This window comes from Anaerovorax odorimutans, from assembly GCF_024459955.1.
GTDB lineage: Bacteria > Bacillota > Clostridia > Peptostreptococcales > Anaerovoracaceae > Hominibacterium > Hominibacterium odorimutans_A.
The window spans coordinates 81,203-106,915 of the sequence record NZ_JANFXK010000012.1; the positions used below are offsets into that span (position 1 = coordinate 81,203).

Here is a 25,713-nt window from a genome sequence, read left to right on the forward strand (position 1 = left end):
TGATACAGCGCATGTTATAATATCTGGTATATATATGGTCAGAGCTTGACGAGTGGAGGATTATCTATGAGAAGAAAAGTAGCATCTGCGTTTTTTTGTCTTGTTTTCGCAGCAGTCCTGCTGACAGGATGCGGCAGTGAAAATGTAGTGGTGAGCAATCAGAATCAGGATGAAGCAAAGGTTAATATGACCTTTTTCGGAAATAAGAACGAGCCGGAAAATGTAACTGTTATTGAAGAGATCATTACAGACTTTATGAAAGAAAACCCGGATGTGCGCCTGTCCTATGAGAGCCTCAAGGGAGCCGAGTATTTTACTGCGCTGGAAAAGCGCATGGCAGCGGGGAAGGGCGATGATGTCATTATGGTTAATCACGATACTGCTCTGGCTTTATCGCAGAAGGGGCAGCTGGCCGATCTTTCGCAGCTGAACTCCATAGATTCCTTTACGGACAGCATGCTGAGTCAGATGGAGGAGAACGGTAAGATCTACTGGGTGCCGACTACGGTTTCCGCCTTTGGCCTTTACTGCAATGAAGATCTGCTGAAAGAGCATGGACAGAAGATTCCGGACAATCTAAAAGAATGGGAAAGCGTATGCCAGTATTTTAAAGATAAAGGAATTACGCCAATTGTCGCTAATAATGATATTTCTATCAAAACTTTAGCAATCGGCGAAGGTTTTGGTTCATTATACCATGAGGGCCGGCAGAGAGAGGTCTTTGCAAAGATTAACAACGGCGAGGAAGCAATCAGTAAATATCTGCGCTCGGGATTTTCTCTGGCTAAAAGGTTTATTGACCAGGGCTATATTGACGCGCAAAAGGCGTTGACCACAGAAAAAACTTCCGATGATCTGGAAGAGTTCGTGACAGGGAAGTATCCTTTTATGCTGACCGGAGGCTGGGCGGCCGGACGAGTGAAGGCAATGGAGCCGAAGTTTGCGTTTGAAGTGGTTTCTTATCCGGTACGCAGCGATGGAACTGTTCTGGTAATCAATGCCGATACGCGGCTGAGCGTCAATGAAGACAGCCCCAATAAAGATGAAGCTTTGAAATTTGTGGAATACTTTACTCAAAAAGACTCCATCCAGAAATTTGCGGATAACCAATCTTCCTTTAGTCCTCTGAAAGGGGGGAGCCCATCCTCCACAGAGGAAATACAGCCGCTGGTGGATGCTTACCAATCGGGATGGAACGTGATCGGCTCCGACAGTCTTTTGGAACTGCCTATTTGGGAACTGACTGCGGAAGCGACAGAAAAACTCCTTTCAGGAGAATCCGTAGATGCTATTATGGAATGGCTGGATAACCAGCAGGGGTCAGTTAAATGAGCAGTGGTTTATGGACACGAAAAGCACTGGCAGCAATACTGATCGCGGGGCTATTATGCTTTGTTACGGCCGTATATGTCAAAGAGGTAAAGGGGCAGCTGTGGCAGGAATCGATCGATACAATCACGGAAAGTACGCAGCAGGGCAGCAATGCGCTTGAACTGCTTTTAAGCAAGGATTTTGAGTCTTTGGACGCAGTGGGGAGCTATTTGGGCAAAACGGCTTCCGATGATTCCAAAAGACTGGAGCGTATTTTATCTTCGCAGGCAGGAGAAAGCATCAGCCTGTATTTGCCGTCTGGCATATGTATCCCAGAGGAAGCCTCCGATACAACCGTGGTGGATGCAGTGAAACAATTGGAGCCTGCGGACGGTGTGCTGGACCCGCATATCAGCAGTGTTTCCGGTGTCAATGTGCTGGACATGTATAAAAAAGTAACTTTTTCCGATGGAAAGAGCGGATATCTGGTTAAGGAATACGAAGTGGAGAGCATAGCCGACCGGTTCTCGCTTTCCTTTTATAACAATAGCGGGTTTTCCTATATTGTGGACCGGAATGGAGAAGTGCTGATTCGTTCTCCGCATCCCAACAGCAATAAGACGGTGAAAAACCTGTTTGATATGCTGCCAAAGGACGAAAACGATCCGACGGCGGTGGCGCAGTTTCAAAAGGCCCTGCAGCAGACGGAAAACGGCTGGGCTTTGTTTCAGTATAATCAGGAACCAACCGTGTTTTGCTATGTACCTCTGGGACATACAACGGATTGGTATCTGATTTCAATTATTCCTGAAGCGGTCATCAGCGAGCAGAGCGACAATATTCTCATGCAGACGATGGTGTTAATGGCGGCGGTCATCGTGGGAATACTGGTATTGATGCTTTTCTATCTGTGGCAGGGACGAAAAACCAACCGCAAACTGCAAAGTCAGGCTAATTATATCAGCCATCTGTATAATTCCATTCCGGAAGGGATCGCTGTGGTGACTGTGGAAGCTCCACATCGCTTTATACAGCTCAACAGAGAAGGTCTGCGGATGCTGAATTACCCTCCGGACGCTGAGGGTGAAGCGGCTAAGGGAAGACTTCTCTCAGAAGTGATCCATGCCGATGATCTGGAAGAGACAGAACGAATATTCCGGGAGGCAGCAAACGGTCAATTAAAGCAAACCTTTGAAAATCGGGTACTTAGGGACGACGGTTCTTATTTCTGGTCGTCCGGCATCGTAGAGAACACCATGGATGAAAATGGAGAACCGGTTCTGGTGGCAACCTTCCACGATGTGACCATGGAAAAACTGGCGGAAGAAGAGGAGGAAAGGGAACAGCTGCTGGAACGCAGGACCCTTCTCAGCGCCGTAGCCAGTGCCTATCCGATCATCATCAGTGTAAATATCTCACAGGATAAAATAGACATTCTGTATTTTGAGCATGGTTTGAAGGTTAATCTGGGAGAACCGAAATCCTACACTGACCTATATGAAGTTTTTATGCCTATTATTGAACCGGAGGCCAGAGAAGAATATGAAAAGCGTTTTTCTCTGAAAGCACTGAAAGAGACGCTGGGTAAGAAGAAAAATGAAGTATTTCTGGAAGCGCGGGCAATGTTGATGGACGGACAGCTCCACTGGATCTCAGTGCAGATTATACATGTTGAAAATCCGTATTCGGGAGATCAGATGGCGATCCTCCTTTCCAGGCGCGTGGATGAGCAGAAATATGAAGAAGAACAAAGCCGCAGAGTGCTGCGAAGCGCGCTGGAGAACGCTAAGGCGGCCAATGAAGCCAAGAGTCAGTTCCTCTCCAATATGAGCCATGATATACGTACGCCGATGAATGCCATCGTGGGAATGACGGCCATTGCCAAAGCGCATCTGGATGACAGGGCAAGGATAAAGGACTGTCTGAAAAAGATTGATCTTTCCAGCACCCATCTGCTGAACCTGATTAATGATGTACTGGATATGTCAAAAATAGAGAGCGGTAAGCTGGTGCTGCGAGAAGAACCTTTCAATCTTGCGGAGATGATCGTGGATACCGTGGGACTAGTGCTCCCACAGGCAAACTCCAATGATCTTGAGATCAACGTTAAGCTAACGCCTATGAAAAACGAGAGAGTTGTGGGCGATTTACTGCGCATCCGGCAGGTCTGTCTCAACATCTTCAGCAATGCGGTCAAATATACTCCGGCAGGTGGGAAAATCACCATTGAGATGGAGCAGGTTTCCAGCAAGCGTAAGGGATATGGGACCTATCTGCTCAGATGTGAGGATACCGGTATCGGTATGACGGAAGAGTTTCAGAAGAAGCTGTTTACACCATTTGAGAGGATGCAGGGTTCGACTGTCAGCAGAATTTCAGGGACCGGGCTTGGTATGGCGATCACCAAAAATATTGTAGATCTGATGAACGGTCATATTGATGTCAAAAGTGAGTCCGGAAAGGGTTCCCTGTTTACCGTAACGCTTCCCCTGAAACTGGAAGAAGCGCAACAGGAAAAGGTACCGAAGATTTGGCTTGGAGCAAGGACGCTCATCATTGATGACGATCAGCAGGCCTGCGAAGCGGCGGTGGAGATCCTGACGGATATGGGAATCCTGGCCGAATATGTGGATAACGGCAGAGATGCGCTGGAAAAGATCGCTGCCGCCCAGCAGTCAAAAGAGCCCTATCAGCTGGTGCTGGTGGACTGGAAAATGCCGGACATGGACGGAGCGGAGACATCGGAGAAGATTCGTGCAATCGTCGGACCGGAAGTCCCGATCATTTTCCTGACTGCCTATGACTGGTCTGAGATTGAACAGGAAGTAAAGGCTAGAGGCGTCACCGGGTTCCTGTCAAAACCGTTTTACCGCTCCAATCTCTGTTACCTGCTCAATGAGTTGGATGAGAGGGAGGACGGCGAGGATACGTTTATCTACAAAACCGAAAAATTTAGCGGCAAACGGGTCTTGCTGGTGGAAGATAATCCTTTGAATATGGAGATCGCCAGAGAACTGATTAAGGAAGCCGGCTTGCGGATTGAGGAAGCGCTTAACGGACAGGAAGCCGTAGATAAATTCCGGGCTTCATCCGCAGGCTATTATGATCTCATCCTCATGGACATACAAATGCCGATAATGGACGGCTATGAGGCTACCGAGCATATTCGTTCCATAGAGCTGGAGCGGCCGGATGCGAAAAGGGTACCGATCGTCGCCATGACTGCCAACGCTTTTGCAGAAGACGCACAGGAAGCGCTGCGGTCGGGAATGAACGATCACATATCAAAACCGGTGGATATCCGGATACTAAATGATACTTTGAAAAAATGGCTCCTATAGCGGGAGGGTGTCGATTTTGTGATAATCTTTTGAGACAAATTGACTTCCTCGCCCGCTTAGGGTATAATCGTACAGTAGAATTTTCCATGCATCGCAGCGAAAGCAGCGGTGCAGTCTTTATATAAACCAGGGGTAAGTCATGTTTTGTAAAAATTGTTTTAAGAAGATCAGTAATCGCAGCAACTTCTGTAAATATTGCGGCGCTCCGGTCAAACAGAGAAAAAAAATAAAAGAAGATAAACCGAACGAGGAACCTCCTGTTCAGGGGCCTCCTCCTGCGCCTCAGAAAAAGGAATACGACTTTAAGCTGAGGTCGGAACGGGAAAAAGAATTTCCCATCCCGCCGAAATATATCAAGATCGGCTTTGCGGTCGTGCTTGTCATCGCAGTGGTGGTAGTTCTGCTGAAAAGCTCGGTATTCCAGAATCCCGGCTCCATCAGCTACAGCGACTATATTGGCGTCTGGCAGGAGCGGGGAACCGATGATGTGGAGAGCTCGGGCGGCGTCCGTTTGGAGATTACCGATGTCGATGGCGGCACAATGAAGATTTCACTGAGCTTTTACGACGGAGGGACGTCCTATAGCAGTATTGTCGTCAAGGATATCGGAGCGACCCTGAAAGACGGCGAGGCATATTACACCTTTTCCAATGACGGAAACGGCAACAGCGGAAACGGAGTTCTTACCTTCAAGGGCAGGGATATTGAGTGGAAGAGCATTATCAACAAAGAAGAGTCCCGCCATTACGAGGTAGTCAAAGTGAAGAACGACATCACTGACGAGGAAACGCTGGCAACAGAAGCACCTACCGAGGCAACGGAAGAAAGCACGGAAAAGGCAGCCGACGGCGACTACATACTTCCCAATAGTTCCACAGAGGCTCTGACAGATGAGGATCTGCAGGGACTGACAGCCGAAGAGCTGCGAATCGCCAGAAACGAGATTATGGCAAGGCATGGGCGGACCTTCAACGATCCGGAACTGGCTGCGTACTTTGAGAGCAAGGACTGGTACAAGGGGACCATTGATCCGGAAACCTTCGACAGCGGCGGCTATCTCAGCGACATCGAACTGAAGAATGTGGACTTGATAAAAAGTAAAGAGTAGAATGAAAATAGCGGAATAGAAAAAAGCGGAAACAGGAGGATTTGTTCTTCCTTTTCCGCTTTTGAAGTTTAGAAACCCTTTGTGATTTTCGCTTTTCAGGCCCGCAGCCCCTTTGCCGCATGCAGTCTTGGAGCCGGCCCGGAGATTATGCCTTCAGGAAATCTCTGAGCTCCTGATTGAAATTTCCTGGATCTTCCAGGAACAATCCGTGGCCGCAGCCTGGGAAAATGGCCAGCTTGCTTTCTCCTCCCAGGTGTTCCTTCATGTATTCACCGTGGGCCGGTCCGTAGATCAGTCCGTCGCCGCTGTAGGCCAGCAACACCGGTACTTTGATGGTCGGCAGCACCTTGCGGAAATCCTCGATGGCCATGGCGATCCACATGTTCATCATGCAGTGGGGCGTGTTGTCCAGCGCTTCCCGGAACGCCCACTGGAACTCGTCCGATTTCTGGTCGTAGCCCTTGGCAAAGATGTTGGGCACAAACAGCTTGGCGGCGAATTCCCAGCTGACTGCGATGGCGGCCATAAACTGCAGATTCTGCACGATGTCAAAGGTACAGCTCTGCCCCAGCTTCCATTCTCCGTCGTTGAGAAGCTTTGGCGTCATGTCGATGAAACACATCTTTTTGATATACTGGCATTTGAATTCTCTGGCGTAGGCCAGCAGCGTGCTGGTTCCCATGGACCATCCCACCACATTTACCTGATCCAGCTCCAGATGTTCGATCAGCTCGTGGAGATCCGCGGCGAAGCGATTGAGATTCATGCCCCGTTCTGTCACTTCTGAGCGATCCGACTGACCATGGCCCCGAAAGTCATAAAGAATGACCCGATAATCCTTGGCAAATTCCTCAGTTTGATATTTAAAAAACTTGTGGTTGCAGGACCAGCCGTGGATGAAAATCAGAGGCTCTCCGCTGCCATGTTCTTCATAATAGATCTTGCAATTATCCTTGGTTGTAAAATATGCCATACACATCACTCCTTTTCTGGTAAGGCGGCTTTAACTTTACAAATATTATACGCCCGATGGTTTAAAAAGTAAATTGTCTGTGGTATGATAATAAGGCCGAAAAAACGGCGAGAAACCACGAATATAAAGGAGAACCAATGTCAGCAGTAACCTATGAATTGATAAAAACCGATGATAGAACCAAAGCCAGAAGGGGTAGGGTGACGACCCCTCACGGAGTGATCGAAACGCCGGTATTCATGCCGGTGGGCACAGCGGCCACCGTAAAAGCTATGCGGCCGGAGGAAGTGAAGGAGCTGGGTGCGGAGATCATTCTTTCCAACACCTACCACCTGTACCTGCGGCCCGGCCACGATATTGTCCGGGAAGCGGGCGGGCTTCACAAGTTTATGAACTGGGACAGGCCCATTCTCACAGACAGCGGCGGCTTTCAGGTGTTCAGCCTGGGAGATCTGCGCAAAATTACAGAAGAAGGGGTCCAGTTCCGTTCCCACATCGACGGCTCCAAGCATATGCTTTCTCCGGAAAAATCCATTGAAGTGCAGACTTCTCTGGGGTCAGATATTATGATGGCCTTCGACGAATGCGCACCTTATCCGGCTGATCGGCGTTATGTGAAGGATTCCCTGGAGCGGACTACCAGATGGCTCAAACGCTGCAAGGCCGCCCATACCAACACAGAAAAGCAATCCTTGTTTGGCATCATGCAGGGCGGTATGTACAAGGATCTGCGCAAACAGTCGGCGGAGGAGATCGTGGAGCTGGATCTTCCCGGCTATGCCATCGGCGGGCTCAGCGTGGGGGAGCCAAAGGAATTGATGTGCGAGGTTCTGGACGATTGTGTCGATCATTTGCCTGCGAATAAACCCCGTTACCTGATGGGCGTGGGAACACCGGACTATCTTTTCGAGGGTGTCGAGCGCGGTGTGGATATGTTCGACTGCGTGCTCCCTACCAGGATCGCCCGTCACGGAATGGCTATGACCTCCGCTGGAAAGGTAAACATTAAAAATGCCCAGTACGAGCGGGATTTCAGCCCGCTGGACCATGAATGCGATTGCTATACATGCAGGAATTATTCGCGGGCCTATCTGCGCCATCTCTTCAAATGCAACGAGATGCTGTCGGCAATGCTGCTTTCCAATCATAATCTGTATTTCTTGGTCAACCTGATGAAGAATATCCGCAAAGCCATTGAGGAAGACCGTTTTCTTGAATACAAAAAACAGGTTTATGACAACTACGGAGCATTTTAACAAAAGGAGATATTTGGATGGAAATATGTAAACACGATCAGCTGTGCGGCGGGTGCGTCTATCAGGGAGTCCCCTATGAAGAACAGTTGAAAATCAAAGAGCAGGAAGTCCTGCGCCTTCTAAAAACAAAAGAAATCACATGCGGCGAAATTCTGCCCATCGAGCCCAGTCCCAGCCAGTACCGCTATCGCAACAAAATGGAATATACCTTTGGCGATATGGAAAAGGGCGGGGAAATGACTCTGGGCATGCACCGGAAAAAGCATTTCATGTCCATTGTTACGGTGGACGAATGTCAGCTGGTGCACGAAGATTTCAATAAGATTCTGCGAGCCACACTGGATTTCTGCCAGCAAGAAGGCTATACATTTTATCATAAAAAATCACACAAGGGCCTGCTGCGCCATTTGGTTGTAAGGCGAGGCGTGCATACCAATGAGCTTTTGGTGAATTTGATTACATCTACGGAGCCCGGCTTTGACGAGGAAGGCTATGTGCGTATGCTGCTGGAGCTGGAGCTGGAAAACACCCTGGTGGGAGTCCTGCGGACTTTCAATGACAGTCTTGCGGACGCGGTCAAATGCGATGAGCTGAAAACCCTTTGGGGCAGGGACTATTATATGGAAAAGATCATGGGCCTGGACTTTAAAGTGAGCGCCTTTTCCTTTTTCCAGACCAATGTGGAAGCTGTGGAACACCTGTATTCCTATGCCCTCGGCCTGATCGATGATTTCAGCGGCAAAGTGGCTTTCGACCTGTTCTGCGGAACGGGAACCATCACCCAGACTCTGGCGAAAAAGGCCAAGAAGGCCGTGGGTGTGGAACTGGTGGAGGAAGCTGTGGACGCAGCCAAAGCCAACGCTGCGCTCAATGGGCTGGATAACTGCGAGTTCATTGCCGGGGATGTGTTTGAAGTGCTGGAACAGGTGGCGGACAAACCCGATGTGATCGTTGTCGATCCGCCCAGGATGGGCATTGCACCGAAGGCGCTGGATAAGATTATCAGCTACGGGGTGGAGCAGATTGTCTATATTTCTTGTAATCCTAAGACGTTGGTGGAGAATCTGTATTATTTGCAGTATTATGGGTATCGGGTGGAGTGCTTGAAGCCGTTTGATAATTTTTCGGGGACGAAGCATGTTGAGAGTGTTTGTCGGCTGAGTAAAATTAAGTAGAAAAGCGCTGGAAATGCTGATGAAATTGGCGTTTGTCGGAATTGATTCACGTGAAAACGGTGTGCCTTATTGTGTGGGAACTTTGATTCTATGGGGCTTGTGGGATTATTTGGGTGAAATGGAGTTGTGTTTTTTCGATAGGCGAGATAGATAGGTGTCCTGGATAAGGATGAGGAGGTAAAATGTTAGAAGCAATTACTTATCAGAATATATTAAAAGTAACCAAGTTTCAGAGGATACTATTGGCATATTGATTACACGTCCTGATTTAGAGGTTGGAAAAAGCATTGTGGATAGTTTGAATTATTATCATCACCTAAGTGGAAATAATACAAATTTTTATTTGCCGGGATATGGAGCATATTGAAATGGAAACTATCCAGATGGACAAATAGTAACAAAATCAATGGTACGGATTGGTCTTATAGTGATCAAATGTTTGTTAATTTCATTAATGATTTATAATACCATTAAGCTTATCGAATGTGTTTACACAAGAAAAGTATTTCTGTGTTAGAAATTATAGTAAATGAAGTAATCGATAGCGAAAAGATTATTTAGATGGCGTGACGAAGATCATAGCGTATAAATGAAATGGAGGATGATTACGAATGAAGGCGTCTTATGAAAAAGAATGTATAAAAGACGGTTTTATTGTACTCGAACTTGAAACAAATGAAGATGGGTTCCAGTTTGCATCTAACATTCCAACTGCGGTATCAAGCGCCAATATAGAACTGCAAGATATAGCGGAAAGACTTGTAGAAAATATTGATACAGTAAAAAAGTTGACTCCAGAGTGTGATAAAACGGATTATATTTTAGCGGCTACCAGTGGAGCAATTTGCGGTATTATTGATATTTTTTTGGTTGGTAAGCCGGGAGAATCACCAATAGGTGATGTTACGGATAAATGGTTTGAGGATCGAACAAAAGACTTTGCAAAGTTCTGTGGATGGAATGAAAAAGACAATGACTCGTTATCATCAGCCATTAAGTATCTTGAGCGAAAGTTTAAAATACCATATGACCAACGTGGAGCCGGAGACGCTGCAAGTGTGATCTTTGATTTGAATCCGAAAAATCATCACTTTAAGTCGTTTGCCCATAATCCGACATTGCTGGGCTTATTTTTTTCTGTATTGGATCAGTTCGGCAATACATCACATTTTCTTTCTGGAGGCGAGCTGATTTCGCTTCAACAGGCAGATGGAAAATTTGAATTGAGAGGAAATAATATTCCTGGCAAGTTGTTTTGCGCATTTGTAAATTGGTTTGGGCATTTGATTTCAGATATGTCCGGATCTTCCAGTAGCAAGGGTCGTGGAATGGGGATACCATCGCCATTATGGAGCTGGACGAACGATATTATTGCGATAAAGAAAAAGTTAAATATTTCCGTATTGGAATTTGATCAATCACTAAATGAACTTGCGATTCAGATATACAAGGAAGGCTATGATGTTAGATTTCAATCAGCACAGGCTATTCCTGTATTTATAAATGAAATGCTGGTGCGCATGATGTATTCAATAAGGCGATTGATAGGATTTTTTATAAATACGAAAAAAGAGGAGCATTCCTTTGTAGGCCTTTGGAAATCATGTGAACCATTTTCAAACGCTACGGTAAAACGGATGCTGACGGTAGCGCATGGTACATTTTGTCTCATGGATGCCGGCGACGCGGCTGCGCACGGATTTGCATCCGGTGGTGGTTTTAATGTTGCTGAGTTTTTTATGAGATTTAATATTGTTGGAGTCGGAAGATTTACAATATCGCTGTATGGTGAGGTTAAACGAGGTTCAAAGAGGGCTGCGACGCAGAAAGAAGTATACTTTTTGAAACGTGAAAGAATCATCATCAATGATTACATCGAAGGATTGAAGGACCTATCAGATATTTATGATGATGGGGATTTGCTAACGTTTGTTGAGGATCTAAAATGCAGTGATATGTATAAGCAGGCCTTTGAAAAGACGATAATCTTGGCTGAAAAGAGAAATGTTCCTGGGGATGAAATCTTAAAAAGTAAAGCTGATGTCGATGCCTACTTTATGGGAGTAAATACTTAATGAAAAGTAAGAAAAAAACAAAGCTTCAGATAGCGCAGGATGAAGCACAGGCAGCGATAAATAAAACAAATGAAAAAATAGAGGCGCTTGGCGATCATACAAGTAGTTTGTACTCAGAATTAAATGATATTCAGGAGCTCTTTGACAAGATAAGAAATGTGCCAAATGAGAAAAAGCTGCAGTATGAAGAGCTGAAGAAAATCCGTTTAAATTGGAAACAGCAAGCGGATAAAATAGAAAAAGATTATAAGGAAGCTGCAGTGAAGAATGCTGGTGCTGGAGTTGCAGGAGCCGGCGTGGGGGTAGCTGTTGTGACTATGGGACCTACTGTTGCTATGGGTGTTGCTACAACGTTTGGAGCCGCATCAACTGGAACCGCTATCTCTACATTAAGTGGTGCTGCAGCCACAAACGCAGCATTAGCTTGGCTTGGAGGTGGTGCGCTTGCGGCTGGTGGTGGCGGAATGGCTGCCGGAGAAGCTTTTCTTACATTGGCAGGGCCTGTTGGATGGGCAATTGCCGGAGTTGCGCTTATAACTAGTGGTATATTCTTTTGGAAAACAAAGAGTGATAAGAATCATATAGAAGATGTGTTTACGCTTATTAGCAAGAGAGATGTAAAATCCTATCATTTGGCGATAGTAGAATTGAATGAACGTATCACACGAATCACTGATGAGAGTGAGAAACTGAATAGAGCAATTGAGAATATACAAACCTTTGGGCTTGATTACGATAAAATGACAGAGGCACAGCAATATGAATTGGGTGCCTATGTAAATTTGATGTTATCATCCACTCAATTATTGGTAAATCCAATAAAAGGATTACAGCCAAAATACTCAGAGAAAGATTTTAAAAATTATATCTCTTGGGAAAATAAAAAGGCAGAGTTGGACTTGTGTGAAAATCATAAAACATTGATTACCTCTTTAGCAAATTTCCTTTATAAGATAGATCTTAATGACAGGGATAAGAAACTGGTGTGGAAGTCTCTGAGAAAAAACAAGAATATGCTTAAATCTATGAATGTTTCTAAAAAGGAGTTTGGAATTAACGTTATAGATGCTGTATTTGAGGCGTTAAATTACAAGTATGAAAGGACACAAAAATAAAACTCGGTCAACTCCGGACGAGCAGGAACAGCTTATCCGTCTTTCAAGAAAATTCACAAAAAATCTTATAGAACTGGTCAATGGAAACGAGGATGAGGCATGATTATCAATACAGGCGGAAGAACAGATACGGTTCAGTATTATACAAAATGGCTGTTAAAGCGATTTGAGGAAGGTTACGTTTATGCGCGTAATCCTCTTTTTCCCAATAAGGTTACACGGTATGAACTAACGCCGGACAAAGTGGATGGCGTGCAGTTTTGCTCAAAGAACTATGAACCGATTTTGACGGAACTGCCGAAAATTACCGAGCGTTTTCATACTTACTTTCACTACACCATTACCGCATACGGAAAAGATATCGAGCCGGGTGTTCCCTCTATTGAAAAAAGTACGGAAACATTAAAACGGCTGTCTGCTATCGTAGGAAAACAGCGTTTAGCATGGCGATATGACCCGGTCCTGCTGACGGAAAAATACACAATACAGACCCATATGGACACGTTTGAAAGCATGGTAAAAAAACTGACTCCCTATGTTGACCGCTGCATTTTCAGTTTTGTGGAACTATATAAAAAACTGGAAACAAATATGCCGGAAATCATTCCCTTTACAAATCGGGAGAAAGACACACTGGCCAAGGCGCTGGGGGAGATAGCGGCCAAGTACAGGCTGCATATCCAGACCTGTGGAACGAATGGTGATTATACGAAATATGGCATACATCCATCGGGTTGTATGACGCTGGAGATCATGGGAAACGCCAATAAAATTGTTTTCAGAGATTTAAAGCACAAAGGCATGAGACAGGGCTGTCACTGTATTGAAAGTCGGGACATCGGGGCATATGATACCTGCATGAATGGATGCAAATACTGTTATGCCAACAAGCGCCCTGAAAAAGCCTTCGAAAACTATCAATACCATGATCCCGATTCCCCTCTGTTATTGGGCCATTTAAACGAAACGGATATTGTGCAGCAGGGGGCACAAAAGAGCTTTCTTGCGGCAGATTCCTTTCAGGGGCAACTGAAATTAAATCTATAAACCTGAGAAGATATGGTTATCGGTGCGCTGCCTGTCATTGTGAATTTTTTCTATCGCAAGGAAATCAAGAAATCTGCAAAGAAAGGCGGGAAAAGATAATGCCAGAACTGCCAGAAGTTGAAACAGTCAAAAGAATCATTGAGCCACAGATTGTCGGTCAAAAAATATTATCGGTGACAATCAATCATCCACAAGTGATCGCTTATCCCGGTGAACATTTATTTGTGGAATTGCTTACAGGACAAACGGTTCAGAGCATGAGCCGCAGAGGAAAATTTCTCACAATCCATTTTGCGAGTGGTGATCGAGTTGTCATTCATCTGCGGATGACGGGGCAGTTATTAATTGCACCAATGGATTATCCCATTGAAAAGCATACTCATTTCATTGCCGAACTGTCAGCTGGAAGCGAGCTGCGATACATTGATGTTCGCCGTTTTGGACGATTCTGGTACCTGCGAGCAGATGAGACGGATGCTTTCACTGGTCAGGATAAGTTGGGCCTGGAGCCACTGGATGAAAATTTGACGGCTGCTTATTTGCAGGGGAATCTGGGAAAGCGGAAGAAAACAATTAAGGAGATGCTCCATGACCAGTCGATCGTTGCGGGCATCGGAAATATTTATTCCGATGAAATCCTGTTTGCCTCAGGCGTTTACCCAAAAGAAAAATGCCTGGATCTGGATTGTGATGACTGGAGCCGTATTGCCAAAGCGATAAAGGAGATCATAGCATGGGGCATCGACACAAACGAAATGACAGCAGAAGAATATCTTGCGGGCAAAGGCAAGGAATACCGCAATACTCCGCACCTACGGGTATATGGCCGCTCAGGACAGCTCTGCGCAGTATGTCAAAGTGAGATAGAAAAAATAACCATTGGCGGAAGAAGCAGCTGTTATTGTCCGTCATGCCAGATGAAAAAATCGATATATAGCGATTTAATTAAGTGATGATTGTAGAGGCGAGGACTTCTTTCTTTAAATGCGATATCTGACGGATAGAAAGACCTAAGAAGTAAGCGGCCTGCTGCTTGGTAATGTCTTTGCTGATGAAACAGTGGATGACCATCCGTGTACAAGTTAACAACAATAATTTCGTGGACTTATTGACCTCGTTGCATGAAATGGGTATAATATGATCAGAATATTACTACTGAAATTCAAAGGGGGTGTGGCTATGAATATCCGTCCATCTGCAGCAATTAGGCAGAATTACAACGAAATTGCCGACATGTGCAGAAAAACCGCAGAGCCGATTTTCCTTACTAAGAATGGTGAGGGAGATTTGGTAGTTATGGATATTGAAACCTACAACAGGCGGGAAAAAATGCTGAAATTACGGGAAGAACTGCTTGCTGTTGAGGAAGATAGAATTGCAGGCAGGAGCGGCTGTACCCTTGACGAACTGGATGCATACCTTGACGATGTGATTGAAGGGGTATAGCATATGGAAGAGGATAAAAAGTATGAAGTAGTTGTTTCCGACAGGGCGAAAAGAATGCTGGGAGCACATCTCCGCTTTATGGCACAGGTCAACAAAGAAGCAGCGACGGCAAAAAAGAAAGAAATCATGACCGCCATGTGTTCGTTATCTCAGATGCCGCAGCGTTTTCCGTTTTTTGAGGAAATGTATATCGCACCGAACAAATATCATAAGATGTTTATTGAAAAGTGGTATCTTGTCCTTTATCAAATCCGAGATGATGCGGTATATGTAGATTATATCCTCGATTGTCGTAAGAATTACAGTTGGCTCATTCGTTAACAACAAAATAACTCAAACAGAAACCGCCAATTTATAACCGATGGCGATTTCTTGTTTAATGGGAAATATCGTTAGAAAACAGAGGTGTTAATATGAAGTTCAGATATGCAGAACGCAAGGACGTCGCGTTAATTTTACAGTTTATTAAAGAGCTTGCCGACTATGAACATATGTTGGAAGAGGTTGTCGCAACTCCCGAATTGCTGGAAGAATGGATCTTTGATAAAAAGAAAGCAGAAGTGCTGTTTTTGCTGGAAGATGATAATGAGGTCGGTTTTGCGCTGTTTTTCCATAATTTTTCCACATTCCTCGGACGTGCGGGTATTTATCTTGAGGATTTGTATGTAAGACCGGAGCATAGGGGAAAAGGTTATGGAAAAGCTTTACTCACCCAACTTGCCAAAATAGCAGTAGAAAGAAAATGCGGCCGCTTAGAATGGTGGTGCTTGGATTGGAATAAACCCAGTATAAATTTTTACCTTTCTATGGGCGCGGAACCAATGGAGGATTGGACAGTTTATCGAATCTCCGGCAATAAACTGGAAGAACTTTCGGAGCAGCAGGCATAACCTTCTGCGATGCAAACTGAAACCCGGAAGCCAGAATGGACGCTGCAGTGTCTGGCTCCCGGATTTCCTATAAATATAACAGTGTCCTCATTTATTCATGAATGAAATTTGTGAACATCCGATCCTCGGTCTGCGGCATCGGGACGTTTGTGTTTCGGCCCGCTTCCACGCTTTTCAGCAGCCAGGCCATATTGTTTGCCAGAATGCGCATGGTCTGTAATCCCTCTAAATCCTGCATCACCTCCTCAGGCGTCATTCCGTGCACCTGATTCCAATATTGGGAGGATACCACAGGCATATTATTCATCATAAAATATTTGTTAATCTGGTCGAAGGCCGCAGACGCACCGCCCCGGCGGCAGGAAACAACAGCGGCACCCAAAATATTCGCCTATCTGCTCTTCCAGAATCCAGCCTGAAAAGCCCGGTCGAGGAATGCGGTCAACTGTCCGGCTGCAGAGCCGTAGTAAACGGGAGAGCCGATCACAACGCCATCAATGGAAGGCAATTTTTTCAGCAGTTCGTTTACCTTGTCATCCATACAGCAATATCCCGTCTCCTGGCATTTACTACAAGCAATACAGCCGGATACTGCCTGCAATCCAATGAAGGTAATGCCGGAGCAGATGCGGATGCAGAAAGGATTGTAGACTTCGATTGTTTTCAAATTAGAAGCGGCAGAAAAAGGCTCGAAATTGATTATATGCCGATTTGTCAAATTTTAGTGATGAAATTCCATTGACAAGTTGCTGTATAATGGCTACAATTTAAATAAAAATCGGCAAAATATAAATGCGCCGAAAACAATCAATAAATATTGCGATTTTGGATATGCGGGAAAGGAGTCGAAAGATATGCAGAAGGTAGCTATAATTCCTGATGATCAGATGCTTTTTTCGATACAAGAATTGAAGGAGAAGGGACTTTCTTATTATAAGATAAATCAGATGGTAGATCAGGGCATACTGATAAAACTGAATAAAAGATTCTATGAAAACACGAATTTCCAAGGCGAAGAATCGGACTTCTATTATGCATATGCCTTTGTCCCAAATGGTGTAGTATGTCTGCTTAGCGCCGCTGTGTATTATAATCTGTCAACCTACAGGCCGGATGCTATAGATGTTGCAATTCCAAGAAAATCAAAGGTTTCTACACTTCCAGACTGGCCGGAGTTGAATGTATGCTACTTTACAGATGATCGTTTTGGAGTAGGAATCAAAACGGTAAAAGATGGAAATAATCAATTCAGAATCTATGATATTGAAAAAACCGTTGTGGATATTGTTTATTACCGTGAAAGGATTGGAATTGAAGAAACAAAGGAAGTACTCACCACGTACCTGCATAGAAGTGACCGCAATCTAAATCGTCTTGTTCAATATGCCCAGATGCTGAAATGCGGAGATGTTATGAAACTATATCTGGAGATACTTGTATGACAAGTGCGACCTCAGTAAAAGACCGATTAAAGAAGCAGGCTGTAAAGGATGGAAAAACTATGCAGGATAAGCTGGTGACCTTTGGATTGGAGAGAACAGTCTATAGGATATCGGTTTCATCATATGCAAAACGCTTCACACTTAAAGGTGGTATTTTTCTATATACATTATTTGATGGAAAGTATGCGCGTGCGACGGTGGATATAGATCTGCTTGCTCATCATATTCCAAATAATGTAGACGAAATAAAAAAGATTTTCAAAGACATATTTTCGATCCAGTGTGATGATGCTATTAGGTTTGACTTGGATACGTTGGAGGTAATTAATATTACAGAATTTAAGGAATATCATGGTGTAAAGGTTTCTGTCATGGGATATTTGGACAGGACAAAGGTGCCGGTATCCATAGATATAGGGTTTGGAGATGTGATCTATCCCGAGAGAATGAAGATGGAATTTCCTGTCTTATTAGATATGGAAGCGCCGGAGGTGTATGCGTATTCTATCTATTCGGTAATTGCAGAGAAGTTCGAGGCCTTTGTTTCTCTTGGCCTTGCTAATAGTAGATATAAAGATTTTTATGATATTTATGTTTTGGCAGATAGATATGATCTCGATGGGTCAGAATTGAAAAATGCGATTGTCGAGACCTTCTGTCATAGAGGAACTGGTTTTGATGATATCGTAGCTTTTGAAACTGATTTCACCGAAGATGTCACAAGACAAAGCAGGTGGAAAGCGTTCACCAAAAAGAAGAGTGCTCTTGTGCAAGTGGATTTTAAAGAAACAATGGCACTTATTAAAACATTACTAATGCCAGTGGCCGAGGCCATTCAAAGTAATTCGCCATTTGATATGAAGTGGAGTAAAGACTCTAAAAGCTGGGATTAAAGTATATATACCGGAGAACGCCTGTGAGAATTATAGGAGCAAAGCACGAGCCATATTGAAGCCTCTCTTTTTAAACAATAGAGATATTTCTTCAACACCGGATTCATTTCGCCTTTGTTGTTGATACATTTCCAAGGCTTGCTGTCCCTGTCCCTGTTCAAAGCTGCATATTGATCGAGTTTTTACGCCCATATGCTCTGCATCCTTGAAAAAAGGTCAACAAGAGCTTGATTTTTCGCCGGGTGTTGATGAAAATAGCAATCTGTCTTTTAGGCAATTCTTCAAGTGAAACACGTTTCATTCACAAAGAAGCGGTTCCGGTAACCAACCCTGATTTTTTCGAAAAGTTACGCATTTTTCAAGGATTCTGCGGTCTCCAGAACGGCCGGCAGCACAAATTTTCATTTCCACCGATTTCAAACTGCCGCAAACCCACAACTTTGCGTAACTTTGCATTATTTTTTCGAAAAGTTACCGCAGGCTTGAAACGTATAACTTACTCGACCCAGCTCACAAGCGATTCATTACCTTGGAATCGAACAATTCCTGTTGGGGGAAAATGAAATTTACGTATTTTGGGGAAAGCAATGGACTTTCTGGGAAAGCATAGTATAATAAATTATCTTGTTTTATTGAGGGCATACCGTCAGGCAGATATAATGGACACAGGCTCATTTTTTACAAGAATCCTTCCTGTCCCCATGTTACAATATGCTAGCAGACAAGAAGGAGGCAACAACATGTTATACCAGCAGGAACAGCGATATGCGTATTACGACAAAGATTTGGATATAGAAGCATACAGGCTCAGCGGCATCGTCCAGAAATTTCCCAACCATTTCCATGACTATTATGTGGTTGGGTTTATTGAGGGAGGGCGCCGGCATTTGCGGTGCAGGGGAAAGGAATACCAACTGTCCGGCGGCGATCTTGTGCTTTTCAACCCAAAAGACAGCCATCAGTGCGCCCCGGTAAACGGGGAAACTCTGGAATACCGCGCACTCAATATTACGGAGAAAAGAATGCGGCAGGCGGCAGCGGATATTACCGGCCGTGATTTCGTGCCGCACTTTGGGGAGAACACCGTACCCAGGTGTGATATTACCGCACAGATCGGGACCCTCTATCGGGCAATCGTAGAGGAATGGCCGAAAATGGAGAAGGAGGAACTGTTTTATCTTTTGATCGAACAGCTTCTGGCGGAGTTTGCCCAGTACCGGGAGGACAGGGTGCCGGCAGGCCCCAGTGAGGTCATACGAACGCTGTGCCAATACATAGAGGACAATTACAGCCAGGCGATTACGCTGGATGAATTGGCGGATCTCTCCGATTTGAGCAAATCCTATCTGGTGAGGTCCTTTACCCGGCAGGTAGGCGTATCGCCCCATCGGTATCTGCAGTCAGTTCGAATTCAGAAGGCGAAAAAGATGCTGGAGCAGGGAGCTTCACCCATCGAAGCGGCGGGGCAGGCGGGCTTTTCCGATCAAAGCCATTTTACCAATTCCTTTAAAGGCTTTATCGGCTTGACACCGAAACAATATCAGAATATATTCAGCAAAGACGACAGAACGGGAGGGCAGTAATGGCAGGCGACCGAAATGTTCAGGGCCATGCGGCGGCCCTGTTTACGATTCTCTTCTGGGGAACTACCTTTATATCGACAAAAATCCTTTTGAAAGATTTTACTCCCATTGAAATTCTGTTCTTTCGCTTTTTACTGGGACTGGCGGCCCTGACCCTGGCATATCCCCACAGATTGAAGTTGAAAGAACGCAAACAGGAGATTACTTTTATTTTTGCAGGACTTTGCGGCGTGTGCCTGTATTACCTTTTGGAGAATATTGCACTCACCTATACGATGGCATCCAATGTAGGGGTCATATTATCAATAGCACCGTTTTTTACGGGGATCCTTACCCATATTTTTATGAAGGGTGAGGAAAAACTGAAAGCCAACTTTTTTATTGGATTTGCGGTGGCCCTGGCAGGGATTTGCCTGATAAGTTTTAATGGAAGCAGCCTCAAGCTCAATCCGATGGGTGATCTTCTGGCCGTCATCGCGGCGCTGGTGTGGGCGTTTTATTCACTGCTGACAAAGAAGATCGGCAGCTATGGATACTCGACCATTCAGACCACGAGAAGGATCTTCATTTACGGACTGGTGTTCATGATTCCGGCCCTGTTCATCTTTGATTTCCAGGTGAAGCTTTCAAGATTCGCGGATCCGGTATATGTATTTAATATTCTCTTCCTGGGGCTGGGGGCTTCGGCAATCTGCTTTGTGACCTGGAATTTTGCCGTGAAGGTTTTGGGGGCTGTAAAGACCAGCGTTTATATTTATATCTGTCCGGTAGTTACGGTCATTACTTCTGTGATCGTGCTTCATGAAAAGATAACTGGCCTGATGCTGTTGGGGATCGTTCTGACCCTGGCAGGGCTTTTACTATCGGAAGGGCGGATCGGCAGAAAAAAGGAACAACGGAAAAAGCAGCAGTGATATACTTCTGTAATGAATAGGGGAATCTCATATGATTTATCGATTACTGGCAATACTGGCAATGCTGTTATTTTACGGAGTTTATCTGGGTAAGCTGTTTGCGCAGAAAAAGCAGGGCATTAAAACAAACCAGATCGCAAAAGGGGAAAAGCAAAAATCCGTATACCGAACAGAACGGATCATGGGAGCAGCTACATACAGCGTTTTGATCGCACAGCTGGTATCAATTGTATTCGACTACAACTGGATGCCTCCCAACGCCAGGTTCAGCGGATTCTGTGTAGCAATTCTGGGAGATATAACTTTTGCCATATCCGTGTGGACTATGAAAGACAGCTGGCGGGCGGGGATTCCCGAAAGGGATCAGACGCATCTGGTATCGGATGGAATCTACAGATACAGCAGAAATCCGGCTTTTTTAGGGTTTGACTTTATGTATATCGGGGTTCTGATAATGTTTTTCAATCCGCTGACGCTGGTATTTACCCTCTTTGCAATGGTGATGTTGCATTTACAGATCCTGCAGGAGGAAGCCTTTCTTGAGAAACGCTTTGGCGCTGAATACATACAGTATAAACAGACTGTGTTTCGTTACCTGGGAAGACGGTAAGGAAGCGAAATCATAAATATAATTGAGGAGAAAAATATGAGAAATGAACTAAAAACAGCGATCGACCAGTTCGCGGAATACAGCCAGATCTATAAAGCTGTTACAAAATGGGACAGCCATCTGATGGACAAGCTGTGCGCGCTCCAGTGCGTATGCAGCGGGAAAGAGGCAGACGCGGAAAACTATAAGGAATGCCGGACCTACATCAAGGCTCATTCTGGATTCCTTTCCGCCATCAAAGGAGAAATGCTGCCGGCGGTGGCATGGCAGATGGCAGCGGAAGAGGATCCGGAAGCCTTCTTCATGAATATGCAGGAATGTTATCGAAGCCTGCGGGAGGAAGGGTTTCCCGCCTGCGATCATCTGGTGGTCGCGGCTTTGTATCTGGCGCGGACAGCGGAGGACTTTCAGGCGGCCGCCGCAAAGATGAAGCGGCTGTACCAGGCGATGAAAAAGATCCATCCCTTTATTACCGGACAGGACGACTATGTGGCCGCGGCCATGCTGGCAGCCGGAAAAATTTCCGTACCTGAATTCCAGCAGAGGATCAGCAGGATCGAAGAGCTGCTGCGCAACTGGATCTCAGGAGGCAATCGGCTGCAGTCTATTTCCCATACGATTTTACTTTTCAACGCGGATGACATCGCATTGTGTGAGAGAGCGATCAACCTGCATCAGGAATTCCGCTCCCGGGGGTATAATTTTAAGTCTCACGATATGACGGAGCTGCTGGCGCTTCTGTCCATATCCAAACAGCCTGCGGCCGTACTGGCAGATGAGATTATCGAAGCTGCTGACTATCTGAAAACCAAGAAGGGATTCGGCTCCCTGTCTCTGGACAAATGTCAGAGGGCTATGATGGCATCTGGCCTGTATATCACAAAAGAGCTGGCAGGAGAGGATGAAGGCCGTATCAGCCAGACCGCCATTCAATCCATGGTAGTGGATTACCTGATGGCGCTGCAGACCATGTGCATGTGCTGTATTGTTTCCGCTTCGGCAGCAGCGGCGGCGTCCAGCGCTGACTGATTCCTGAAATTTTGCTTGACAAGGAAGCATGACTATATTAAAGTGTTCCATAGAAAAAGAAAGGGAGGTGTATTGATGTTTTATTCCATTCGTATCAAATAAGACTGCAATAAAAAATGAGACTCACGCCGGTGAGATCTTTTGCTGTACTTATTTTCGGATGGAACGATATCAATGCGGTTCTTTTTTCCTGCATGCTTTTGCTGTGGGAACATATCGTTTTTTCATGTGCAGACAAAGACCCCGGTGGGAACTGTCTGCATTTTTTATTGCAGCGATTCGTTAGCAAGCAAGAGAAAACAGACAGGAGCGTATATGAACGAAACAAATCATTTAAAATGGAAGAAAAAATTTTTTACAATCGCCATAGGACAGACCGTTTCACTGATCGGCAGTTCTGCCGTACAGTTCGCGATGATCTGGTGGATGGCTATTGAGACGGATTCGCCGATCATGATGTCGCTGGCCGGGCTGGTGGCTTTTCTGCCGCAGCTGATATTGGGACCCTTTGCTGGCGTCTGGATCGATCGGCGAAAAAGAAAGACTGTTGTCATAGCGGCGGACATGTTTGTCGGCCTGGTGGCCGCAGCCTTTGCCATTGCCTTTGTGATTGGCAGGCCGCCGGTATGGTCTGTTTGTCTGGTCCTTGGCATCCGGGCCATTGGCGGCGTTTTCCATACGCCTGCCATTCAGGCGTTGATCCCCATGCTGGTGCCTTCACAGGAATTGATGAAGGCCAATGGATGGAGCCAATTCATGCAGTCGGGAGCCTTTATGCTGGGGCCGGTATTTGGAGCGTTTCTCTTCGGAGCCTTTTCCATGCCGGTCATACTGCTGACCGACCTTTTGGGGGCCATGGCAGCATGCATAACTGTGGCAGTGATTAAAATCCGCGAGCCGGAAAAAAGCGGCACGGAATATCCCAATTTTCGACGGGAATTCAAAGAGGGGATTGCTGTCTTTCGGGCAGATCCCAGGCTGCTGCACCTTTTGATTAACGCAGCCGTCTGCATGGTGTTCTTCCTGCCGCTGGCCTCACTGTACCCGCTGATGAGCAGCAGCTACTTTAAGGTCAATGCGTTTCACGCAGGCATCGTCGAATTCCTCTATGCGGCCGGAATGATGGTCTCGGCGCTGGTGATCGGTCAGCTTTTCCAGAAAACCAACAGGCTGCGTCTGGCCAGAATGGGACTTCTGCTGCTGGGCATCATCATACTGGCCTGTGGGATTCTGCCGGCGGATTATGTGTTCTTTTGGATCTTTGCCGGACTTTGTCTGCTGATGGGAGCCTGCGGCAATGTTTACGGGCTGCCGGTGATGACGTACATGCAGGAAACCGTGGCTCCGGAATCCCTGGGCAGGGCTTTTTCCCTTTTAGGCAGTGTCATGTCCCTGGCTATGCCCCTGGGACTTTTGATTGCCGGTCCCTGTGCCGAAAAACTGGGCGTCGCCTTTTGGTTTCTGGCGTCGGGTATTGCGATGGTTCTGGTGACCGCGGGCATGGCCCTGTACGATAAAAAGGCCGGCTGAGAAGGCTCGCCAGTTCGGATGCTTTCACAAAATTGACAAACAAGCGGACTGAATCCACATACAAATAACAATAAATAATCGGTTTCCCTTTATAGGGTTTTTACACGGAAGCGGTATCCTCAGACATGAGAAATTTATCAAAGGAGGATATAATCAAGTGATAGAAGTGAAGAACCTGGTAAAAAAGTATGGAAGCCACACTGCCGTAGATAACCTGAACTTTTCGATTGATAAGGGAAGGATCTACGGCTTTTTAGGTCCCAATGGAGCAGGCAAAAGCACCACTATGAACATCATCACCGGCTATCTGGCCGCAACGGAAGGGGAGGTGACGGTAAACGGGTTCGACATACTCAAAGAACCGGAGAAGTTTAAAAAGTCCGTCGGCTACCTGCCGGAAATGCCGCCGGTATATACGGACATGACCGTAAGAGAATACCTGGCTTTTGCCGCCGAATTGAAAGGCATACCCAAGGGCGAACGCAAGGTGCAGATCGAAGTGATTATGGGCAGGATCAAGCTGACGCAGGTAGCGGATCGGCTGATCGGCAATCTGTCCAAAGGCTACCGGCAGCGGGTGGGGCTGGCCCAGGCCATACTGGGATTCCCGGAAACGATTATCTTAGATGAACCCATGGTAGGCCTGGACCCGCAGCAGATCATTGAGATCCGGCAGCTGATCCGCAGTCTGGCAAAAAACCATACGGTTATTCTCAGCTCCCACATCCTCGCGGAGGTCAGGGAACTGTGCGATTATATCCTCATCATATCCAAGGGAAAACTGGTGGCGCAGGATACGCCGGAGCATCTGGAGCGCCTGCTGTGCGACACGGGAACCATAAAACTGGAAGTCCGGGGAGCAGCGGAACAGATCAAAGAAGTCCTTTTGCGGATGAAAAAAATGAAAGATTACCGCTTGTCTAAAAAAGAGGAGCAGCTGTTTCTCGTCACCGTCACGCCGGGAAAAGGGGCCGATATCAGGGAGGCTTTGTTCCTGGCTTTTGCCGGAGCACAGCTGCCGCTTCTTTCCCTATACGAAGAGAAGGGAACCCTGGAGGATGTTTATCTCAAGCTGACACAGGAAGGGGGCGGAGCACTTGAAAGCCATTTACAAAAAAGAGCTTAGTTCCTTTTTCCGTTCCATGACCGGATATGCGCTGATCGCCTTTCTGATCACTTTTACCGGAGTCTACTTTATGATCTATAATCTCAATCAGGGATATCCGTTTTTTTCCTACACCCTGTCCGCAGTCATGCTGGTGCTGCTGGTACTGGTCCCGGTACTGACGATGCGGTCTTTTGCGGAAGAGCGGAGGAGCAGAACGGACCAGCTGCTGTTCACCTCGCCGGTTAAGATCCGTCAGGTGGTAGCAGGAAAATATCTGGCAATGTGTACCGTATATCTGATTCCCAATTTGATATTCTGTCTGTTTCCGCTGGTCATTAAATCTCAGGGAAGCGCGTATTTCCTGAGCGATTACAGTTCGATTTTTCAGTTTTTCCTGATGGGCTGCGCCTTTATTTCCATTGGCATGTTCTTCTCCAGCCTGACGGAAAGCCCGATCATTGCCGCTGTGAGTACCTTCGCGGCGACGCTGATTCTCTATATATGGGAATACCTGACTGACTACCTGCCCGATGGAGCGGTGGCCAACCTGCTCATTGTGCTGGTTATATGTACGATTTTGGCGGCTCTGATCTTTCACGTAACGAAAAATCGTTTTCTCTGTGCCGCCTTTGAATTCATTACTGCCGCTTCCGCTGTTACAGTCTGTATTGTTAAATCCTCTCTATTCGAAGGACTCTTGAAAAATGTACTGGGCAGCCTGGATCTGGCAAAGGGCTTTAACAATGCTGCTTTTAACAATGTTTTCGATGTATCTGCCGTAATCCTGCAGCTGACGGTCATCGCCGTATTTGAGTTTCTGACCGTGCAGAGCATTGAAAAAAGACGCTGGAGTTAGGGGGTGCGGAA

The 25,713-nt window shown here is 45.9% G+C and carries 24 protein-coding genes; 21 read left to right on the forward strand and 3 right to left on the reverse strand.

Features of this window, described 5'->3' with window-relative positions:
- The first annotated feature begins 66 nt into the window (after positions 1-66).
- From NE619_RS11450 to NE619_RS11460, 3 genes are all read left to right on the forward strand, one after another.
- Positions 67-1,332, forward strand: coding sequence for an ABC transporter substrate-binding protein (locus NE619_RS11450; protein ID WP_256132555.1), 1,266 nt, complete (start codon positions 67-69; stop codon positions 1,330-1,332).
- Positions 1,329-4,652, forward strand: a complete 3,324-nt coding sequence (locus tag NE619_RS11455) for a response regulator (RefSeq protein ID WP_256132556.1) — start codon at positions 1,329-1,331, stop codon at positions 4,650-4,652. Before NE619_RS11450 ends, NE619_RS11455 begins: the two co-directional genes overlap by 4 nt.
- Positions 4,653-4,791: 139 nt before the next feature.
- Positions 4,792-5,760: a YARHG domain-containing protein gene (locus NE619_RS11460; protein ID WP_256132557.1), complete on the forward strand. Its 969-nt coding sequence runs from the start codon at positions 4,792-4,794 to the stop codon at positions 5,758-5,760.
- Positions 5,761-5,905: 145 nt separating this feature from the next.
- Here NE619_RS11460 and NE619_RS11465 read toward each other — a convergent pair whose 3' ends face one another.
- Entirely contained in the window at positions 5,906-6,733 is an 828-nt protein-coding gene (locus NE619_RS11465) for an alpha/beta fold hydrolase (RefSeq protein ID WP_256132558.1), read from the reverse strand.
- 137 nt (positions 6,734-6,870) lie between these two features.
- On the opposite strand from NE619_RS11465, the gene tgt reads away from it, so the two are divergent.
- The 9 genes from tgt (at position 6,871) to NE619_RS11510 (ending at position 15,737) form a co-directional block, all read left to right on the forward strand.
- A complete protein-coding gene (gene tgt / locus NE619_RS11470; protein WP_256132559.1) occupies positions 6,871-7,989 on the forward strand; it encodes a tRNA guanosine(34) transglycosylase Tgt in 1,119 nt (372 codons plus the stop codon).
- Positions 7,990-8,006: 17 nt separating this feature from the next.
- Complete coding sequence (rlmD, locus tag NE619_RS11475) at positions 8,007-9,164, forward strand: 23S rRNA (uracil(1939)-C(5))-methyltransferase RlmD (RefSeq protein WP_256132560.1); 1,158 nt, start codon at positions 8,007-8,009, stop codon at positions 9,162-9,164.
- Positions 9,165-9,775: 611 nt separating this feature from the next.
- Positions 9,776-11,239 (forward strand): hypothetical protein, encoded by a 1,464-nt coding sequence (locus NE619_RS11480; RefSeq protein WP_256132561.1) that lies wholly within the window; start codon positions 9,776-9,778, stop codon positions 11,237-11,239.
- Positions 11,239-12,354, forward strand: coding sequence for a hypothetical protein (locus NE619_RS11485; protein ID WP_256132562.1), 1,116 nt, complete (start codon positions 11,239-11,241; stop codon positions 12,352-12,354). The genes NE619_RS11480 and NE619_RS11485 overlap by 1 nt, the downstream gene beginning before the upstream one ends.
- A 99-nt stretch (positions 12,355-12,453) precedes the next feature.
- The gene (locus NE619_RS11490; protein ID WP_256132563.1) at positions 12,454-13,401 is read left to right on the forward strand and encodes a DUF1848 domain-containing protein; all 948 of its coding nucleotides are present in this window, start codon (positions 12,454-12,456) and stop codon (positions 13,399-13,401) included.
- Positions 13,402-13,499: 98 nt separating this feature from the next.
- A complete protein-coding gene (gene mutM, locus NE619_RS11495) occupies positions 13,500-14,354 on the forward strand; it encodes a bifunctional DNA-formamidopyrimidine glycosylase/DNA-(apurinic or apyrimidinic site) lyase (protein ID WP_256132564.1) in 855 nt (284 codons plus the stop codon).
- 226 nt (positions 14,355-14,580) lie between these two features.
- Positions 14,581-14,847, forward strand: a complete 267-nt coding sequence (locus tag NE619_RS11500) for a type II toxin-antitoxin system Phd/YefM family antitoxin (RefSeq protein WP_256132565.1) — start codon at positions 14,581-14,583, stop codon at positions 14,845-14,847.
- Between the two features lie 3 nt (positions 14,848-14,850).
- Entirely contained in the window at positions 14,851-15,168 is a 318-nt protein-coding gene (locus NE619_RS11505; protein WP_256132566.1) for a type II toxin-antitoxin system RelE/ParE family toxin, read from the forward strand.
- Between the two features lie 92 nt (positions 15,169-15,260).
- On the forward strand, positions 15,261-15,737 hold the full coding sequence (locus NE619_RS11510; RefSeq protein WP_256132567.1) for a GNAT family N-acetyltransferase: 477 nt from the start codon (positions 15,261-15,263) through the stop codon (positions 15,735-15,737).
- A 91-nt stretch (positions 15,738-15,828) separates the two neighbouring features.
- On the opposite strand, the gene NE619_RS11515 is transcribed toward NE619_RS11510, so the two are convergent.
- On the reverse strand, positions 15,829-16,119 hold the full coding sequence (locus NE619_RS11515; RefSeq protein ID WP_256132568.1) for a flavodoxin family protein: 291 nt from the start codon (positions 16,117-16,119) through the stop codon (positions 15,829-15,831).
- A 9-nt stretch (positions 16,120-16,128) separates the two neighbouring features.
- A complete protein-coding gene (locus NE619_RS19020) occupies positions 16,129-16,455 on the reverse strand; it encodes a flavodoxin family protein (RefSeq protein ID WP_330640728.1) in 327 nt (108 codons plus the stop codon).
- A gap of 136 nt (positions 16,456-16,591) precedes the next feature.
- On the opposite strand from NE619_RS19020, the gene NE619_RS11525 reads away from it, so the two are divergent.
- From NE619_RS11525 to NE619_RS11565, 9 genes are all read left to right on the forward strand, one after another.
- Entirely contained in the window at positions 16,592-17,179 is a 588-nt protein-coding gene (locus NE619_RS11525) for a type IV toxin-antitoxin system AbiEi family antitoxin domain-containing protein (protein ID WP_256132569.1), read from the forward strand.
- Positions 17,176-18,072 carry a nucleotidyl transferase AbiEii/AbiGii toxin family protein gene (locus NE619_RS11530; RefSeq protein WP_256132570.1) on the forward strand — a complete coding sequence of 299 codons (897 nt, stop codon included), beginning with the start codon at positions 17,176-17,178 and terminating at the stop codon, positions 18,070-18,072. Before NE619_RS11525 ends, NE619_RS11530 begins: the two co-directional genes overlap by 4 nt.
- 740 nt (positions 18,073-18,812) lie before the next feature.
- A complete protein-coding gene (locus NE619_RS11535) occupies positions 18,813-19,655 on the forward strand; it encodes an AraC family ligand binding domain-containing protein (RefSeq protein ID WP_256132571.1) in 843 nt (280 codons plus the stop codon).
- Positions 19,655-20,569, forward strand: coding sequence for a DMT family transporter (locus NE619_RS11540; RefSeq protein WP_256132572.1), 915 nt, complete (start codon positions 19,655-19,657; stop codon positions 20,567-20,569). Before NE619_RS11535 ends, NE619_RS11540 begins: the two co-directional genes overlap by 1 nt.
- Positions 20,570-20,600: 31 nt before the next feature.
- Positions 20,601-21,179: a methyltransferase family protein gene (locus tag NE619_RS11545; RefSeq protein ID WP_256132573.1), complete on the forward strand. Its 579-nt coding sequence runs from the start codon at positions 20,601-20,603 to the stop codon at positions 21,177-21,179.
- Between the two features lie 36 nt (positions 21,180-21,215).
- The gene (locus NE619_RS11550; RefSeq protein ID WP_256132574.1) at positions 21,216-22,208 is read left to right on the forward strand and encodes a DUF4003 family protein; all 993 of its coding nucleotides are present in this window, start codon (positions 21,216-21,218) and stop codon (positions 22,206-22,208) included.
- Positions 22,209-22,523: 315 nt separating this feature from the next.
- The gene (locus NE619_RS11555) at positions 22,524-23,738 is read left to right on the forward strand and encodes an MFS transporter (protein WP_256132575.1); all 1,215 of its coding nucleotides are present in this window, start codon (positions 22,524-22,526) and stop codon (positions 23,736-23,738) included.
- Between the two features lie 157 nt (positions 23,739-23,895).
- The gene (locus tag NE619_RS11560) at positions 23,896-24,864 is read left to right on the forward strand and encodes an ABC transporter ATP-binding protein (RefSeq protein ID WP_256132576.1); all 969 of its coding nucleotides are present in this window, start codon (positions 23,896-23,898) and stop codon (positions 24,862-24,864) included.
- Positions 24,836-25,702 carry an ABC transporter permease gene (locus NE619_RS11565; RefSeq protein WP_256132577.1) on the forward strand — a complete coding sequence of 289 codons (867 nt, stop codon included), beginning with the start codon at positions 24,836-24,838 and terminating at the stop codon, positions 25,700-25,702. Before NE619_RS11560 ends, NE619_RS11565 begins: the two co-directional genes overlap by 29 nt.
- Positions 25,703-25,713 lie beyond the last annotated feature (11 nt).

What these genes read in the sequence shown, in the direction of transcription:
- NE619_RS11490 (WP_256132563.1), top strand. Translation starts at nt 12,454, where the DNA reads ATGATTATCAATACAGGCGGAAGAACAGATACGGTTCAGTATTATACA.
- NE619_RS11525 (WP_256132569.1), top strand. Translation starts at nt 16,592, where the DNA reads ATGCAGAAGGTAGCTATAATTCCTGATGATCAGATGCTTTTTTCGATA.
- NE619_RS11455 (WP_256132556.1), top strand. Translation starts at nt 1,329, where the DNA reads ATGAGCAGTGGTTTATGGACACGAAAAGCACTGGCAGCAATACTGATC.
- tgt (WP_256132559.1), top strand. Translation starts at nt 6,871, where the DNA reads ATGTCAGCAGTAACCTATGAATTGATAAAAACCGATGATAGAACCAAA.
- NE619_RS11550 (WP_256132574.1), top strand. Translation starts at nt 21,216, where the DNA reads ATGAGAAATGAACTAAAAACAGCGATCGACCAGTTCGCGGAATACAGC.
- NE619_RS11500 (WP_256132565.1), top strand. Translation starts at nt 14,581, where the DNA reads ATGAATATCCGTCCATCTGCAGCAATTAGGCAGAATTACAACGAAATT.
- NE619_RS11530 (WP_256132570.1), top strand. Translation starts at nt 17,176, where the DNA reads ATGACAAGTGCGACCTCAGTAAAAGACCGATTAAAGAAGCAGGCTGTA.
- NE619_RS11555 (WP_256132575.1), top strand. Translation starts at nt 22,524, where the DNA reads ATGAACGAAACAAATCATTTAAAATGGAAGAAAAAATTTTTTACAATC.
- NE619_RS11510 (WP_256132567.1), top strand. Translation starts at nt 15,261, where the DNA reads ATGAAGTTCAGATATGCAGAACGCAAGGACGTCGCGTTAATTTTACAG.
- NE619_RS11535 (WP_256132571.1), top strand. Translation starts at nt 18,813, where the DNA reads ATGTTATACCAGCAGGAACAGCGATATGCGTATTACGACAAAGATTTG.
- NE619_RS11450 (WP_256132555.1), top strand. Translation starts at nt 67, where the DNA reads ATGAGAAGAAAAGTAGCATCTGCGTTTTTTTGTCTTGTTTTCGCAGCA.
- rlmD (WP_256132560.1), top strand. Translation starts at nt 8,007, where the DNA reads ATGGAAATATGTAAACACGATCAGCTGTGCGGCGGGTGCGTCTATCAG.
- NE619_RS11540 (WP_256132572.1), top strand. Translation starts at nt 19,655, where the DNA reads ATGGCAGGCGACCGAAATGTTCAGGGCCATGCGGCGGCCCTGTTTACG.
- NE619_RS11465 (WP_256132558.1), bottom strand. Translation starts at nt 6,733, where the DNA reads ATGGCATATTTTACAACCAAGGATAATTGCAAGATCTATTATGAAGAA.
- mutM (WP_256132564.1), top strand. Translation starts at nt 13,500, where the DNA reads ATGCCAGAACTGCCAGAAGTTGAAACAGTCAAAAGAATCATTGAGCCA.
- NE619_RS11480 (WP_256132561.1), top strand. Translation starts at nt 9,776, where the DNA reads ATGAAGGCGTCTTATGAAAAAGAATGTATAAAAGACGGTTTTATTGTA.
- NE619_RS11485 (WP_256132562.1), top strand. Translation starts at nt 11,239, where the DNA reads ATGAAAAGTAAGAAAAAAACAAAGCTTCAGATAGCGCAGGATGAAGCA.
- NE619_RS11460 (WP_256132557.1), top strand. Translation starts at nt 4,792, where the DNA reads ATGTTTTGTAAAAATTGTTTTAAGAAGATCAGTAATCGCAGCAACTTC.
- NE619_RS11545 (WP_256132573.1), top strand. Translation starts at nt 20,601, where the DNA reads ATGATTTATCGATTACTGGCAATACTGGCAATGCTGTTATTTTACGGA.
- NE619_RS11505 (WP_256132566.1), top strand. Translation starts at nt 14,851, where the DNA reads ATGGAAGAGGATAAAAAGTATGAAGTAGTTGTTTCCGACAGGGCGAAA.